Source organism: Erythrobacter sp. SDW2 (assembly GCF_021431965.1).
Lineage (GTDB): Bacteria > Pseudomonadota > Alphaproteobacteria > Sphingomonadales > Sphingomonadaceae > Parerythrobacter.
Genome location: NZ_CP090370.1, coordinates 2,427,849 through 2,443,646, shown reverse-complemented (window position 1 = coordinate 2,443,646; position 15,798 = coordinate 2,427,849). Strand labels below are relative to the sequence as shown.

General features: G+C 64.6%; 16 protein-coding genes. 14 read left to right on the top strand and 2 right to left on the bottom strand.

Features of this window, described 5'->3' with window-relative positions; all coding sequences use genetic code 11:
• The first annotated feature begins 6 nt into the window (after nt 1-6).
• The 3 genes from LY632_RS11930 to LY632_RS11920 all read left to right on the top strand — a co-directional run bounded on the left by LY632_RS11930 (nt 7) and on the right by LY632_RS11920 (nt 4,056).
• Nucleotides 7-1,389, top strand: a complete 1,383-nt coding sequence (locus LY632_RS11930; protein WP_234091355.1) for a M20/M25/M40 family metallo-hydrolase — start codon at nt 7-9, stop codon at nt 1,387-1,389.
• A gap of 177 nt (nt 1,390-1,566) precedes the next feature.
• Nucleotides 1,567-2,679, top strand: a complete 1,113-nt coding sequence (gene folP / locus LY632_RS11925) for a dihydropteroate synthase (protein ID WP_234091354.1) — start codon at nt 1,567-1,569, stop codon at nt 2,677-2,679.
• 171 nt (nt 2,680-2,850) lie between these two features.
• The gene (locus tag LY632_RS11920; protein WP_234091353.1) at nt 2,851-4,056 is read left to right on the top strand and encodes an alkaline phosphatase D family protein; all 1,206 of its coding nucleotides are present in this window, start codon (nt 2,851-2,853) and stop codon (nt 4,054-4,056) included.
• Nucleotides 4,057-4,059: 3 nt separating this feature from the next.
• On the opposite strand, the gene LY632_RS11915 is transcribed toward LY632_RS11920, so the two are convergent.
• Complete coding sequence (locus tag LY632_RS11915; RefSeq protein ID WP_234091352.1) at nt 4,060-4,854, bottom strand: SDR family oxidoreductase; 795 nt, start codon at nt 4,852-4,854, stop codon at nt 4,060-4,062.
• A gap of 19 nt (nt 4,855-4,873) precedes the next feature.
• Nucleotides 4,874-6,292 (bottom strand): sigma-54 dependent transcriptional regulator, encoded by a 1,419-nt coding sequence (locus tag LY632_RS11910; protein WP_234091351.1) that lies wholly within the window; start codon nt 6,290-6,292, stop codon nt 4,874-4,876.
• A gap of 175 nt (nt 6,293-6,467) precedes the next feature.
• On the opposite strand from LY632_RS11910, the gene LY632_RS11905 reads away from it, so the two are divergent.
• From LY632_RS11905 to LY632_RS11855, 11 genes are all read left to right on the top strand, one after another.
• Nucleotides 6,468-6,590, top strand: a complete 123-nt coding sequence (locus tag LY632_RS11905; protein WP_234091350.1) for an aa3-type cytochrome c oxidase subunit IV — start codon at nt 6,468-6,470, stop codon at nt 6,588-6,590.
• 4 nt (nt 6,591-6,594) lie between these two features.
• Nucleotides 6,595-7,716, top strand: coding sequence for an NAD(P) transhydrogenase subunit alpha (locus LY632_RS11900; protein WP_234091349.1), 1,122 nt, complete (start codon nt 6,595-6,597; stop codon nt 7,714-7,716).
• Nucleotides 7,713-8,069 (top strand): PDZ domain-containing protein, encoded by a 357-nt coding sequence (locus LY632_RS11895; RefSeq protein ID WP_234091348.1) that lies wholly within the window; start codon nt 7,713-7,715, stop codon nt 8,067-8,069. The genes LY632_RS11900 and LY632_RS11895 overlap by 4 nt, the downstream gene beginning before the upstream one ends.
• A gap of 9 nt (nt 8,070-8,078) precedes the next feature.
• Nucleotides 8,079-8,363: an NAD(P) transhydrogenase subunit alpha gene (locus LY632_RS11890; RefSeq protein ID WP_234091347.1), complete on the top strand. Its 285-nt coding sequence runs from the start codon at nt 8,079-8,081 to the stop codon at nt 8,361-8,363.
• 167 nt (nt 8,364-8,530) lie between these two features.
• Nucleotides 8,531-9,961 (top strand): NAD(P)(+) transhydrogenase (Re/Si-specific) subunit beta, encoded by a 1,431-nt coding sequence (locus LY632_RS11885; protein ID WP_234091346.1) that lies wholly within the window; start codon nt 8,531-8,533, stop codon nt 9,959-9,961.
• A complete protein-coding gene (locus tag LY632_RS11880) occupies nt 9,961-10,296 on the top strand; it encodes a hypothetical protein (RefSeq protein WP_234091345.1) in 336 nt (111 codons plus the stop codon). The genes LY632_RS11885 and LY632_RS11880 overlap by 1 nt, the downstream gene beginning before the upstream one ends.
• A 219-nt stretch (nt 10,297-10,515) precedes the next feature.
• Nucleotides 10,516-11,724 carry a parallel beta-helix domain-containing protein gene (locus LY632_RS11875; protein WP_234091344.1) on the top strand — a complete coding sequence of 403 codons (1,209 nt, stop codon included), beginning with the start codon at nt 10,516-10,518 and terminating at the stop codon, nt 11,722-11,724.
• The gene (locus tag LY632_RS11870) at nt 11,721-12,725 is read left to right on the top strand and encodes an SO2930 family diheme c-type cytochrome (RefSeq protein WP_234091343.1); all 1,005 of its coding nucleotides are present in this window, start codon (nt 11,721-11,723) and stop codon (nt 12,723-12,725) included. The genes LY632_RS11875 and LY632_RS11870 overlap by 4 nt, the downstream gene beginning before the upstream one ends.
• Complete coding sequence (locus tag LY632_RS11865; RefSeq protein WP_234091342.1) at nt 12,722-13,696, top strand: alpha/beta fold hydrolase; 975 nt, start codon at nt 12,722-12,724, stop codon at nt 13,694-13,696. The genes LY632_RS11870 and LY632_RS11865 overlap by 4 nt, the downstream gene beginning before the upstream one ends.
• A gap of 104 nt (nt 13,697-13,800) precedes the next feature.
• Nucleotides 13,801-14,466 carry an aspartate/glutamate racemase family protein gene (locus LY632_RS11860; protein WP_234091341.1) on the top strand — a complete coding sequence of 222 codons (666 nt, stop codon included), beginning with the start codon at nt 13,801-13,803 and terminating at the stop codon, nt 14,464-14,466.
• 128 nt (nt 14,467-14,594) lie between these two features.
• Nucleotides 14,595-15,707 (top strand): S8 family serine peptidase, encoded by a 1,113-nt coding sequence (locus LY632_RS11855; protein ID WP_234091340.1) that lies wholly within the window; start codon nt 14,595-14,597, stop codon nt 15,705-15,707.
• The last annotated feature ends 91 nt before the right edge of the window (nt 15,708-15,798 follow it).

Below are 15,798 nucleotides of genomic sequence, written 5' to 3'. Positions count from 1 at the left end.
TCTACATTGCGTTTCCTCATCCTCCTTGCGCTAGCCTGCTTTGCCAGTCCGGTTGCCGGCCAGACCGAAGCAGAAGATCTTCGTTCTGCCGAGCGGGCGCTACTCGAGCGAGCGATCGAGCTTCCAACGGTTGCAGGGCGCACGGAAGACTTCCGCAAGCTGACCAAGCTGTTGAGTGAAGAGCTGAGAAAAGCAGGGATCAGCCAGATCACCATCAAGGACCACGACGGGACGCAGACGCTAATCGCCCGGTGGAGCGCACCGCGCCCAAGCGGGAAGAAGCCGATCTTGTTCATGGCCCACATGGACGTTGTCGAGGCAGATGCTGCAGACTGGAAACACCCACCCTTCGAACTCCGTGAAGAAGATGGATACTACCTTGGCCGGGGAACGGCCGACAACAAGGGACAGTTGATTGGGCTGGTCCTTGCGCTGCAGGAGCTGCACCGGCAGGGTTTCCAACCGAGCCGCGATATCATCCTGCTTATTACCGGTGACGAGGAAACCACCGGCAATGGTGCTAGGCGCGCTACCACAGAATGGCGCGATCTCGTCGATGCGGAATATGCCATCAACTTCGATGCAGGTGGCGGATCGGTGCTGAGCGACGGCACAGTCGAGGCCTTCATAATGCAATTGGCGGAAAAGACCGTTGCCGATTTCCGGCTGACGGCGCTCAATCGTGGCGGTCACAGTTCCTCGCCGCGCCCCGACAACGCCATTTATGCACTTGCCGGCGCGTTGAAGGCGATCGAAGCGCATCGCTTTACGCCTATGCTCAATGACGCCACCCGCGCACAGTTCCAGCTCTTTGCAGATCGGGACAAGGGACGGCTGGGAGAGCTGATCAAGGCGTGGCTCAACGATCCGACAAATCGGGAGCGTGCCGATCTCGTCGAGGCCAATCTTATTGGATATACCCGCACCCGTTGCGTTGCGACGATGATTTCAGGCGGTCACGCTCCAAACGCGCTAGCGCAGAAGGCGGAAGCGAACGTAAACTGCCGCATTTTCCCGGGGATGAAGACAGAAGAGGTCCGCCTGCAATTGCAAGCGCTTGCAGGGCCGGACGTCAATGTCAGCCTTGTCGAAGGATCGGCTACCCCGGATTCGGATCCCAGTCCGTTACGTGGTGATCTGATGCAAGCTTACATGGAAGCACTGCGAACCCGATTTCCCGACGCTGTAGTGACCCCGTTCATGTCATCCTACGCAACGGACGGAGCATTCGTCAGGAACGCCGGTATTCCCGTATACGGCATCAGTGGGGACTGGGGCATCGTTGGCAAGCCTACTGGGAGCCACGGACTTGACGAGCGCATGCTGGTCGATGCGTTTCACGGCCAAGTGCCAATTCTGGTAGAGCTTATTCGCCGTCTGGCAATTTAGGACCCATCGTATCAGCCCCTGTCCTACACCCCGCCCCCCGCCTATACCCGTGCAAATGCACCCTTCGCTCCCTTCCCAACCCCGCCCGAAACCGCGATTGTCGGCCCCTGAACTTCTTGCCCAGGACAGTGTGACAAGTGTGACATTGCCTCGTGCCAGCCGGAGCCGACGCCGCCCATGACCGAGACCGTTTATATCCGCCCCATCGGCTTCGTGCCGGGTCCGCAGGCCGAGGAGGGCGATGCGATCGGGCTCGCGGGGTCCATGGTCTATGCCCACCGGTTCGCGGTGGTGCTGCGCCGTGATGGCCAGGTGGCCGAACGCTGGACCTGTTCGCCGCAGCATATCGCGCAAGTGATCGGCGAACTGCCCGGCACGCTGGGCGAGGAGGCTGAGACGCAGTGGGCCAATCTCAAGATCGTCCACCCGCCGCTGAGCCTGGGGGAGCGGACTGTCCGGCTCGACCAGCCGCAAGTGATGGGCATACTCAACGTCACGCCCGACAGCTTCAGCGACGGCGGCGAGTTTCTGGACAACCCGGAGGTCGGCAAGGCGCAGGCGGCGAAGATGCTCGAGGCCGGCGCGGCGATCATCGATATCGGCGGCGAGAGCACCCGGCCCGGCGCGGCGGCGGTTTGGGAAGAAGAAGAGATCAAGCGCATCCTGCCCGCCGTGCAATATTGCGCCGCCATGGGCGCGGCGGTCAGTATCGACAGCCGAAGGGCAGGCGTGATGGAGGCCGCGCTCGATGCAGGCGCGACACTGGTCAACGATGTCTCCGGCCTGCAGTACGATCCGCGCAGCGCCGAGCTGGTGGCGCGGCGCGGCTGCCCGGTGGTGCTGATGCATGCGCCGGGCAAGGGGCAGGATCTGCACGAGAACGGCGATTACGAGAGCGTGGTGTTCGACGTCTTCGATGCGCTGCGCGCGCGGCGCGATGCGGCGGTGTCGGCAGGGATTTCGCCCGACAGGATTCTGCTCGATCCCGGCCTCGGCTTCGGCAAGAAACTGGCCGACAACACCGCGCTGGTGAACGCGCTGCCGTTGTTCCACGCGCTCGGCCATCCGCTCCTGCTCGGCGCCAGCCGCAAGCGGATGATCGGCGCGCTCAGCAACGAGGCCCCGGTGGAGCAGCGCCTCGGCGGCAGTATCGCGCTGGCCATGGCGGGAATGGACGCGGGGGTGCAATTGCTGCGGGTGCATGACGTGGCCGAGACAGTGCAGGCGCGCAATGTGTGGCGGGGCCTCAGGGATGCGGCGCTGACGGACTTCAGCGATTTGCCGGGGTGAATGGGCCTGTTCACCTTCGCACCCGACCCCGTTCGCCCTGAGCCGGTGTTGCTGCGCAACAGCTTCGCTTCCGAAGGGCAGCCGCAAGCTTGCCGCGAAGGCCGACGCGGGGCTTCGACAAGCTCAGCCCGAACGGTTATTGACACTGGGACCAAAGCTAGAGGACCAACCATGCGCTCGCTCATTGCCGCCATCCCCCTGCTGCTCGCGACACCGCTCGCCGCGCAGGATGCCACCGTCGAGGCCGGCCCATCCGACTTCCTCGAAGGCTACTACGACCAGCTGCGCGATCAGGTGACGCTGCCTGTCGCGCCGCCCGCCGCGCCGATGCCCTCGACCGTCGCTACGATCAGCCGCATCGCCTTCGGCAGCTGCAACCACCAGAACGGCAGCCAGCACATGTGGGAGAAGATCGCGGCAACCGGCCCGGACCTGTTCCTGCTGATCGGGGACAACGTCTATGGCGACCAGATGTGGACCGGCGATGCCGCGCTGACGACCTTGCGCAACGCCTATGCGCTACAATCGAGCCATCCCGAATTCGCCGACTTCCGCGCCACCGTTCCGATGCTGACGACCTGGGACGATCACGACTTCGGCTTCAACGACGGCGGGGCCAGCTTCGCCTTCAAGGGCTGGGCCGAGGACATTTACGAGACCTATTGGGATGCATCGCCCGCAGTGCGCGCGCGGCCGGGGGTCTATGAGAGCCGCATGTTCGGCAATGCCGGGCGCAGCGTGCAGGTGATCATGCTCGACACCCGGTTCTTCCGGTCCGACCTCGAGCGCTATCCCTATGCGGACGAGCGCCGCCCGCTCGGCAATTACCCGGCGAGCGAGGTTGAGGGCCAGACGATGCTGGGCGCAGCGCAATGGGCCTGGCTGGAGCAGGAACTGGCCAAGCCTGCCGACCTGCGCATCCTCGTCAGCTCGATCCAGGTGCTGACCGACGCGCACGACTATGAGGCGTGGGAGACCATGCTCTCCGAACGGCGAAAGCTCTACGAAGTGCTGGGGGCGCGCGAGGAAAGCGGACTGGTGATCCTGTCGGGGGATCGCCACGCCGGGGGCATCTATACCGATACGCCGATCGCTGCAGGCGAACAGCTGTGGGAGCTCACCAGCTCCTCGCTCAACCGCGCCTTTGCCGACACCGCCAGCAACACCGCCCGCGAACCCGATCCGCGCCGCCTGACCGACTTTATCTCGGAAGAGAACTTCGGCCTGGTCGAGATCGACTGGCAGGCCAAACAGGTGACGATGAAGCTGCTCGGCAGCGAAGGCGAGGAGCGCGCGAGCGAAAGCTTCAGTTGGGACCCGCCGATCAGCGACGCGCCGCTGATCATGGAAGAGCCGGTGACGGAACCTGTCGAATAAGGTTCAGTCGCCCGGCGACGCGGCGCTGCCTGCGAGCAGCCCGCCGTCGAGCGTCAGTTCACTCCCGGTCATGTAGCCGCTCTCGTCGCTGGCGAGATAGACACATAGCGCCGCGACTTCCTCGACGGTGCCGAAGCGTTTGAGCGGGGTATCGGCCACCATCGCCGCCTTGCGTTCCTCCAGATCGGGGCCATCGCCGAGCAAGGCCTCCCACATGGGCGTGAGGATCGCGGCGGGCTGGACCGAATTGCAGCGGATTTGCCAGCCCTGCTGCGCGCAATAGAGCGCGACGGACTTGGAGTGGTTGCGGATCGCCGCCTTGCTCGCGGCATAGGCCGCCGCGCCGGGGATGCCGACCACGCCCGAGCGCGAGGCCATGTTGATGATCGAGCCTGTGCCCGCCGCCTTCATGGCACCGATGGCATAGCGGCAGCCGAGGAAGGTCCCTTCCATGTTGACCGCATTGACCCGTCGCCATTCCGCAAGGCTGGCATGTTCGGGATCGTGTGGCCCCGCCGCGCCATCCTCGAACCCGGTGATCCCGGCATTGTTGACCATCACGTCGATGGCCGGCGCGACGCGGGCGAGCGATTCCCAGTCGACTTCCTCGGTGACGTCGAGCTTGTGGAAGCGGCAGCCGATTGCGCGCGCCGCAGCCTGCCCTGTTTCCACGTCGATATCGGTCAGGATCACTTCGGCGCCTTCGCGTACGAAAGCCTCGCATACCGCGCGCCCGATCCCGCGCGCGCCGCCGGTGACGACGCAGAGCTTGCCGGCAAGTCTCGGAGGTTGCTGCATCGCGGCAGCTTACCAGCCTCTAGGCCGCGCTTTCAATCCCGAGATCGGACAGCTTGCGGTAGAGCGTCGAGCGCCCGATGCCGAGACGGCGGGCGACTTCGGTCATGCGCCCGCGATAATGGCCGATGGCGAGGCGGATCACGTCGGCCTCGATTTCGTCGAGCGGACGCAGATTGCCATCCTCGGTGTAGAGCATGACGCCGACCGCTTCCTGCAGCGAAGCGCCGGTTTCGCCCAGGTCGCCGACGATTTCGGACAATTGCGGGAAGTCGCGCGCGGTCAGCGCTTCGCCTTCGCAGAAGACGGCGGCACGGAACAGGACTGCCTGCAGTTGGCGGACGTTGCCCGGCCAGTCGAAAGCGGTGAGGATCGAAAGTGCACTATCGGCCAGCGACAGGTGCCTCAGGCCCGGTTGGTCGCCGATGCGGCCAAGGAAGTGGCGGGCGAGGGCGGGGATGTCGCCGGCACGGTCACGTAGTGGCGGGAGAGCGATGTGGGTCGCGCCGATTTGCTTGAGCAATTCGGCGTTGAAATGACCCGCCTCGACCAGGTCTGCGAGCGGCAGGTTGCTGGCAGTGAGCAGGCGCACATCGATCTTGAAACCGTGACGGGCCCCGATGGGGCGGACAATTCCTTCGGACAGGGTTTGGGCCAGCCGTTCCTGCTGATCGGGGACGAGCCGGTCGATCTCGTCGATCACCAGCGTGCCGGAATCGCAGAACTGGAGTGCCCCGATCTGGCGGTCGAACGCGCCGGGAAAGGCTCCCTGTTCATGCCCGAACAGCGCCGATTCGACCGAGTTGGCGGGAATACCGCCGATGTTGATGAGCCGGAACGGAGTCTTGGCGCGCGGACTGGCGGCGTGCATCGCGCGCAGCAGCATTTCCTTGCCGGTGCCGCTTTCGCCCTCGATCACGACATGGCCGTGGCCGCGTGCCGCCTTGGCGGCGCGGGCGAGAGCGGTGCGAAAGGCCGGCGCGGTGCCGATCATGGCGTCGAAATCGAGCACTGCCGGCATTTTCTCGGTCAGCGGCTGGAGCTCGGCCTTGGGGGCTTCGTGCTTGGTCGCGCTGCGCAGCGCGCGCATCAGCCGTTCGGGTGCGACCGGCTTGATGAGGTAATCGGTCGCCCCGGCACGCATCGCCTCGACCGCCAGCAGCGGGCTGGCACTTTGCGTGAGCATCAGGATCGGCATCGCCGGGCGGCGAGCCTTGAGTTCCTCGATCAACTGGCAGGCGTCGTCGCCGGGCACCCACTGGTCGAGGATGATGGCCGAAAGCTGCATCCCCTGGCGTGTGCCAAGGGTGGCAATGGCGGTATCCGAATCGCGGACGACGAGCGTGCGCCAGCCCTCGCGTGCGGCGAGTGCGCTGATCAACCGGCTCTGGGCCGGTTCGTCGTCGATCAGCATCAGCAGGCGTGTGTCGTCTTCTGCCATAATTCCCCGATACCGGCCCGTCGCGGCACAGCGGTTTGGAATAAGGGCGAGGAGTAAAGGTCAGATTAAGGCTGTTGGACGGGTGCGGGGAAGGGGACTCAATCCCCTTGGCAAGCGCGCCCCTGCTCGATAGGGATTTGCGGCAGAGACAAACACCAAACGGGGAAATCGTACCATGGCCGCCAATGACATGAAGTCGGCAGAAAAGACCTACGCGAGCTTCATTTCCATGGTGAAGATCTCGCTCCCGACCATCGCGCTGATCACGCTGGTCGTCGTCGTCCTGATTGCCGAATGATCCGTTGCGCATAGCGGCCCTAAAGGAGCGCGCGGCCGGGGAAACCCGGGTTGCGCTGACGCCCGAGACGGCGAAGAAATTCGCTGCCCTTGGTGCCACTGTCGCGGTCGAATCGGGAGCGGGCGAACACGCCTCTATTTCCGATGCCGCCTATGCCGAGGCCGGGGCCCAAGTCGGCACCGCCGACGCGGTGGTCAAGAATGCCGACATCGTGCTCGGCGTGCAGGCGCCCGATTTGGCGCTGCTGAAGGGCGCAAAGCCGGGCGCATGGGTCGCCGCTACCTTCGATCCCTTCGCTCAGAAGGACCGGGTCGAGGCCTATGCCAAGGCGGGCTTCGAGGCGCTCAGCATGGAGTTCATGCCACGCATCACCCGGGCGCAGAGCATGGACGTGCTGTCCAGCCAGTCGAACCTTGCCGGCTACAAGGCCGTCATCGCCGCCGCCGACCAGTATGGCCGCGCCTTCCCGATGATGATGACCGCCGCCGGCACGGTGCAGGCCGCGCGGGTGTTCATCATGGGCGTCGGCGTAGCGGGCTTGCAGGCGATCGCCACCGCCAAGCGGCTCGGCGCGCAGGTTTCGGCCACCGACGTGCGTTCGGCCACCAGGGAGCAGATCCAGTCGCTCGGGGCCAAGCCCATCTTCGTCGAGAATGTCGCCGGGATCGAAGGCGAAGGCAGCGGCGGCTATGCCACGGAAATGAGCGAGGAATACCAGAAAGCCCAGGCCGAGCTGGTTTCCAGCCATATCGCCAAGCAGGATATCGTCATCACGACTGCTTTGATTCCTGGGCGCGCTGCTCCCCGGCTTATCACCGACGCGCAGATTGCCACGATGAAGCCCGGCAGCGTGATCTTCGATCTCGCGGTGGCCCAGGGCGGCAATGTCGAGGGCAGCAAGGCCGACGAATTGGTGGTCAAGCACGGAGTGACCATCATGGGCTATGCCAACACTCCCGCCGCGCTCGCGCCCGATGCCTCTGCCCTGTTTGCGCGCAACCACTACAATTTCCTCTCCGCCTTCTGGGACAAGGAAGCAGGCCGGCCGGTGCTCGACGAGGAGATCGGCAATGCGATCCGGCTGACGCAGGGCGGCAAGGTCGTCAACGAGAGGCTGAGTGGGTGAAGCGCCTGCTCGCCGCAGCGCTGATGATGGCGACCATGCAGGTCGCGGTCATGGCGCAGGCGAGCGAGGGAAGTGTTGGGGCGACCGAGGCGCGCCCGTCGCTCGGGCTGGGCTTCTGGATTGTCGAGGGCGGGATCGAGGTCAATGACGTGGCGAGCGGCTCGCCCGCCGAAAAGGCCGGCCTCAAGGTCGGGATGCTTATCACCCACGCCAATGGGCAGGCACTGACGGACAGGTCGGTGACCGAAGTCGAAACGCTGGTCGGCGCGATGGAGGGCGAGATTGTCCTCGCTGTGCGCGAACTGGGCGAAGTGAGATTGCGCAAGGCCGTTTTCATGCGGACAGGGAGCTAGGGGCCACCGATGGATTTCATCAGCATACTTTCGATTTTCGTGCTGGCGTGTTTCGTCGGCTATTACGTGGTGTGGTCGGTGACCCCGGCGCTACACACGCCGCTGATGGCGGTGACCAATGCGATTTCGTCCGTAATCATCGTCGGCGCGCTGATTGCCTCGGCTGAGGCGGGGAGCGCGGTAGCCAAGTGGCTCGGGCTGCTCGGCGTGGTGCTGGCGAGCGTCAATATCTTCGGCGGCTTTGCCGTGACCGAGCGGATGCTGGCGATGTACAAGAAGAAGGAGAAGAAGTGATGACGGGCACTGCTCCTCTTCTCCGTCACCCCGGCCCCCGCGCCGGGGTCCCGCTTACTTCTGGCACCGCACTCAAGGCAGCGGGACCCCGGATCAAGTCCGGGGTGACGGCTGCTCTTTTGGCGGCTTTTGCGGCCACCCCCGCCTCTGCCTCCACCGGTGAGGCAGTGAACCCGTGGGTCGCGCTCGCCTATCTCGTTTCGGGCGTATTCTTCATCCTCGCGCTGCGCGGGCTTTCCAGCCCCGCCACCAGCCGGACCGGGAACCGTTTCGGCATGGCCGGGATGCTGATCGCGGTGGCAACGACGCTCGTCACGCATGATATCGCCAATATCGCCGAGATTGGCGTTGCGATCCTGATCGGCGGCGCGTTCGGCCTCGTGGTCGCGCGCCGCATCGCCATGACCGCGATGCCGGAACTGGTGGCGGCGTTCCATTCGCTCGTCGGCCTCGCCGCCGTGCTGGTGGGGTGGGCGGCCTACTTGAACCCAAGTGCCTTCGGTATTGCAGCGCCTTCTCCTGAATTCGGCTTCGGTACACTGCTGGTCATCGAGCCAGTCAGCAGGATCGAGATGGGCCTCGGCATCGCCATCGGTGCGATCACATTCTCCGGCTCGGTCATCGCGTTCCTCAAACTCTCCGGCCGGATGAGCGGATCGCCGATCCTGCTGCCCGCGCGACACCTGATCAACCTCGGCACGCTGGCGGCGATCATCGTGCTGACCGCGCTGTTCGCCATGGCGGCCCCGGCCGAGACCATGCCGCTCATCATCGCGCTGACCGTGCTCGCCTTCCTCATCGGCTTCCTGCTGATCATCCCCATCGGCGGGGCGGACATGCCGGTGGTGGTGTCGATGCTCAACAGCTATTCCGGCTGGGCGGCGGCGGCGATGGGCTTCACGCTCGGCAACACGGCGATGATCATCACCGGGGCGCTCGTTGGCTCTTCCGGCGCGATCCTCAGTTACATCATGTGCCGCGCCATGAACCGCAGCTTCATCAGCGTGATCGCGGGCGGTTTCGGCGCGGACGGCGGCTCCGGCGGCGGCGGCGAGGCACGCGAACAGCGGCCCTACAAGTCGGGCAGCGCCGAAGACGCGGCCTATATGCTCGAGCAGGCCGAGAAGGTCATCATTATCCCCGGCTACGGCATGGCGGTGGCGCAGGCGCAGCACGCGCTGCGCGAAATGGCCGATGTGCTCAAGGAAAAGGGCGTGGAGGTGAAATACGCCATCCATCCCGTCGCCGGTCGCATGCCCGGCCACATGAACGTGCTGCTGGCCGAAGCCAATGTCCCCTATGACGAGGTTTTCGAGCTGGAAGACATTAACAGCGAGTTCGCCCAGGCCGATGTCGCCTTCATCATCGGCGCCAACGACGTGGTCAATCCGGCCGCCAAGACCGACAAGTCCTCGCCGATCTACGGCATGCCGGTGTTCGACGTCGACAAGGCCAAGCAGGTGTTCTTCATCAAGCGCAGCATGGGCGGCGTTGGCTATGCCGGGGTCGATAACGACGTGTTTTACATGAACCAGACCGTGATGCTGCTGGCCGACGCCAAGAAGATGGTCGAGGAAATCGTGAAGGCGCTGGATTGATGCTCCGCGTTGCGGCGGCGGCCTGTGCCGCGCTGCTGCTGTCCGGCTGTGTCTCGGTCATCGCGGAGAGCCGGGTGGAAAGCGCGCTGCTCAAGGCCGGCCTCAGCCAGCGCAATGCCGACTGCATGGCCGAGCGGATGGTCGACCGGCTGACCATCGCGCAATTGCGCAAGCTGGAGAAGCTGCGCGGCAAGAAGGGCGAACCGATGAAGCCGCGCACGCTGAAACAGTTCGTCGAGCGCGTCCGGGCGGTGGGGGACAGCGAAGTGCTCGCCGTGACCGCCAGTTCGGCGGCGCTGTGCGCGACCGGGCTGGCGGATGAGGCGGGCGGGTAGCGATCAGCCTTGCGGCAACGCCGCAGTTATCTCGCACTAAGACACCAAGCCACTAAGATTTTGGTCCGGATAGATCACAGCGCACTTCCCTTTGTGGCTTAGTTTCTTAGTGCGAGCATTTTATGGCGGCTACGTCGCTTGAGCTGCTGACCTGATGACGCTCCACGCTTGCAAAGCGCGCGCACCTCGGCACTATGTGCGGCGAGAGGGAGAGAGATCATGACACGATATCTGCTCGGCGTAGCGGCTTTGGCGCTGGCGGGCCCGGCCTGGGCCGGAACCATCACCGTCGAACCGGGCGAGGGCGCGCAGGAGCGGCTGCAGGAAGCGCTGATCCTGGCCGAGCCGGGCGACGAGATCGTGCTTGGGCCGGGGCGCTTCGTGCTGACCGACGGGCTCAGCCTCGACGTCGATGGCGTCACTGTGCGCGGGGCGGGGATGGAAGCGAGCGTGCTCGACTTTACCGGACAGCAGGGCGCGGGCGAGGGACTGTTGGTGACCTCCGATGGCGTCACGCTGCGCGATTTCGCGCTCGAGAACCCCAAGGGCGACGGGATCAAGTCCAAGGGCGCGGACAATATCGTCTATGCCAAAATCCGCGTGACCTGGACCGGCGGGCCGAAACCTACCAACGGGGCCTACGGCATCTATCCGGTCGAAAGCACCGGCGTGCTGGTGACCGATAGCGAAGTCTCCGGCGCGTCGGACGCTGGCATCTATGTCGGCCAGTCGAGCAAGATCACCGTGCGCAATTCGGTCGCGACCGACAATGTCGCCGGGATCGAGATCGAGAACAGCCGCGATGCCATCGTCGAGGGGAACTACGTCACCCGCAACACCGGGGGCATCCTGGTATTCGACCTGCCCGATCTGCCGGTGATGGGCGGCGGCAATGTGATCATCAAGAACAACCTGGTGATCGGCAACACCACGCCCAATTTCGCCCCGCCCGGCAATATCGTCGCCGGGGTGCGGCGCGGCACCGGCATCATGGTCATGGCGAACGAGAAGGTATGGATCGAGGACAATATCGTTCGCGACAATCCGACCGCTCCTTTCATGGTGGTCGCCTATGTCCTCCCCTTCACCGATACGCGCTATAACCCCTACCCGAGGGAGGTGGTGATCGCGGGCAACAATGTCGACGAGGGCGGCAAGGACCCGCAGATCGAGGGCAAGGAGATGCTGCTCGCGGCCTTCGGCGGGGCCTTGCCGCCGATCATGTGGGACGGGCTGAACCAGGACGAGGACACGCCCGCGCTGCTGGCCACGCCCGAGATTCGCGGCTGGACGCTGGGCCTGACCCGGCAGGGCCAGCCCCTGTCCGAAGCGCAGCCAGCTCCGCTCGATGTGCCAGCCTATGGCCAGCCGTGGGACTTCTGCGAGATCGGGGCACCGGATGAATTGTTCGCCCGGATTGCCGGATGACACGGAGCCTTTCCCTGCTGGTTGCGGCCTTGCTGGCGCTGGCGGGGACAGTGATGGTGCGCGCCAGCGGCCTGCCTGTCATCACGGTCAACGATGCGGCGATCATGGGCGAAGATTTGCCGCGGCAGCTGTCGGACTATCGCTTCTTCGCCGACATGGATTCGCAGCAGCCGATCCCGCGCGTGTGGCCATACCGCCTCAATATGCCGCTCTATTCGGACGGGGCGGACAAGCTGCGCTTCGTCTATCTGCCCAAGGGGTCGGAGCCGCTCGCCGACGGGGCGGGACTGCTGCAATTCCCGGTCGGCAGCGCGCTGATCAAGACCTTCGCCTTTGGCGAGGGGGCGGCGCGCCGCCTGATCGAGACGCGCGTCTTGCTCCACCGTGCCGAGGGCTGGGTCGCCTTGCCCTATCGCTGGAACGAGGAGCAGACCGATGCCACGCTGGTACTGGCAGGCGGGCGGGTGGAGCTGACCACACCGGCGGGCGAGGCGATCTCCTATCGCATCCCCAACAAGAACCAGTGCAAGGAATGCCACAGGCTGGAGGGTGCGGTGGTGCCGATCGGTCCCAAGGCGCGCAATCTCGACCGCGAATGGCTGGCGATGCTGGGACTGCATCCGGCCGGGGCGGATGTCATGCCGCTGTGGGAAGAGCGGGGCGGTGCCGATGTCGCCATGGCTGCGCGGGCCTATCTCGACGTCAATTGCGCCCATTGCCACCGCCCCGGCGCGGCAGCATCGAACTCCGGGCTCGACCTGCGGTGGGAGCAGGACGATCCTGTCAAGCTGGGCGTGCGCAAGCGGCCCGTCGCTGCCGGGCGCGGCTCGGGCGGGTTCGCGTTCGATATCCTGCCGGGCCACCCTGAGCGTTCGATCCTGACCTTTCGCATGGGGAGCAACGAGCCAGGCATCGCCATGCCCGAGCTTGGCAAGTCGACTGTCGATGCCGGAGGGCTGGCGCTGATTGAGCGCTGGATCAGGGAGATGGAACGAGAATGAAGAAACTGGTCAAGATTCTCGGCGTGATAGCTGCCCTGCTGGCGATCGCGTTCCTGTTCCTGCGCGTACCCGATACCGATCCGGCGGAGATGCGCGCCAAATATGCCACTGCGCCGTCGCAATTCGTGACCTTGGCCAATGGGCAGGAGGTGCATCTGCGCGACGAGGGGCCGAAGGATGCGCCCGCCATCGTGCTGCTCCATGGCTCCAACGCCGACCTGTCGACCTGGCAGCCATGGACCGAGACTTTGCGCGGCGACTATCGCGTGATCCGTTTCGACCAGATCGGCCACGGCCTGACCGGCGCGGCGAAGGACAAGGACTATAGCCCCGACAGCTTCGTCGAAAGCGTCGATCAGGTGGCGGACAAGCTGGGCCTCGAGCAATTCGTTCTGGCGGGCAATTCGATGGGCGGCGCAATCGCCATGGCCTATGCCATGAAACATCCCGAGCGGCTGAGCGGATTGGTGCTGGTCGACGCCGGCGGCGCTCCGATCCGGCGCGAGGGTGGCGGCAACTTGGCCTTTACCCTGGCGCGCAATCCCGTGCTCGGGCCGGTGCTGAGCCAGATGCTGCCCCGCTCGATAATCGAGAAGAGCCTGAAGCAGAGCGTCTCGGTTCAATCAATTGTGACGCCGCAAATGGTCGATCGCTACTATGATATGGCCCGCTATCCCGGCAATCGCGCTGCGACCCGGGCGCGGTTCAGCATGCCCTATCGCACCTTCACGGCCGAGGATGTGGCCAAGGTGCAGGTGCCGACGCTGGTGATGTGGGGCGAGGAGGATGCGCTGATCCCCTATGAGGCGGCCAACTGGTACATGCAGTATCTCCCCCAGGGGACGCTCGCAAATTATCGCGGGGTCGGGCACTTGCCGCAGGAGGAGGCCGCCGAGCGCAGCGCGGCTGACCTGCGCAAGTGGCTTGCCGCTATCCTGGCCCCGCAGCCCGAAGCCCGAGCAGTGGAATGATCGCGCGCGGGCTTGCCAAGGCCCGATGCCACGTTACCAATCCACTTTGACCGGCAGAAATTCGGGGGCTTTTCACCTTGCGCAAGCTTGGCATCATCGGCGGCATGAGCTGGGTTTCGACCCGGATGTATTACGAGACGATCAACCGGCAGGTGCAGAAGCGCGTCGGCCCGATGGCCAGCGCGCCCCTGCTGATCGAGAGCCTCGACTTCTCCCAGCTCTATGGCTTGGTTGAGGCAAGCGACTGGAGCCGGGCGGAAGAGGTGTTGACGGTATCTGCCAAACGGCTCGCCGATGCCGGGGCGGATGCCCTGGTGATCGCCGCCAATTCGATGCACCGCGTCTATGACGGGGTTGCCGCAGCCGTCGACGTGCCGATCCTCCATATCGCCGATTGCATGGGCGACCGGATGGCAGCCGCAAGCGTCAAGTCGGCTGCGCTGATCGGTACGCGCAATGTCATGACCGAAAGCTTCTATCGCCGCCGACTGGTGGCCAAGGGCGTCGATCTTGTCCCTCCCGACATGGCCGAGGTCGATGAGACCGACCGGATCATCTACGAGGAATTGATGGCCGGGCAGGTAACCCGCAATGCCGAACGCTACTTCAAGACCATGATCACCCGGATGGAGCAGGATGGGGTCGGTGCGGTTGCGCTGGCCTGCACCGAACTCAACCTGGTCGTCGACACCAGCGCCAACGTGCTGCCCATTTTCGATAGCAGCCGCATTCATTGCGAAGCCGCGGTGGATTGGATCTGCGCCAAATGAATTTTACAATCGCGCTGTTCCGTTGCTCCTGATGGTTAAGGTGTAGATTAAGTAAAAATCGACGCTTGCATTGCACCGGATTGGTGTCACTCTGCTCGCCTCACTTCATCCGAGGGGGATAAAGTCCAATGAAAATCAAAGTCGCCGGCCGCCTAGTGGCCATCTCCGCTGCCGTGTTTGGGGCAGCGCTCATATCGACTCCCGCCGCTGCGCAGAAAATCGAGAACAGCTATATCTGCGTGTTCAAGAAGGACGCTGTCGCCAAGAGCGCTGTCAGCCGCAAGGCCAGCGAACTGGCCCGGGGCAACGGCGGTCAGGTCAAGCTGACCTACAATGATACCATTCGCGGATTCTCGGCCACCATTTCAGCCCAAGGCGCCGCGCGCATTGCTGCCAACAATCCCAACATCGCATTCTGCGAGCAAGACCAGGTGGTGACCACGGTCCAGAAGGGCAAACCCGGCGGTGGCGGCGGAACGGCTCCGGCGCAAGTGACCCCATGGGGCATTACCCGTGTTGGCGGTGGCACCACCACGGCTGCGGGCCGGGCCATCGTGATCGACTCGGGTGTCCAGGCCGATCATCCCGATCTCAATGTCAACGCGGCCCTCGGGGCGAATTTCAGCAGCGATTCCAGCAGCGACGATTTCAGTGGCCACGGCACGCATGTCGCCGGGACGATCGCTGCGATAAACAACTCCATCGGTGTCGTCGGTGTCGCTCCGGGGACGGAAATCGTTGCGGTGAAGGTGCTCAACCGCCGCGGCTCGGGCACGATTTCGGGCGTGATCGCCGGGGTCGACTATGCTGCTTCGATCGCTCAGAACGGCGACGTCGCCAACATGTCGCTCGGTGGCGGATTCAGCCAGGCGCTCAACGATGCGGTGGTTGCAGCGGCCTCGACCGGGCTCAAGTTCACCCTGGCCGCCGGTAACGAAAGCACCAGCGCCACGACCAAGTCGCCGGCCTCGGCCAATGGTCCGAACATCTACACCATCTCGTCCTTCGCCAATGGCGACGTCTGGTCGAGCTTCTCGAACTTCGGTAATCCGCCGGTCGACTTCGCGGAGCCCGGGTCCTCGATCTACTCGACCTACAAGGGCGGCGGCTATGCCACGCTTTCAGGCACTTCGATGGCCGCGCCGCATGCAGCCGGCTTGCTGCTGCTCGGCTCGATCCGCAGCGGCGGGACCGTATCGGGCGATCCCGACGGCAATGCGGATACCATCGGCATTCGTTGATCGCCTGAGCGGCTAGAGCCGCTAGGCAAGGCCGCGTTTCCTTCGGGAAGCGCGGCCTTTCGCTTTCGGCAGTCCGTGTTGCCCGATTGTT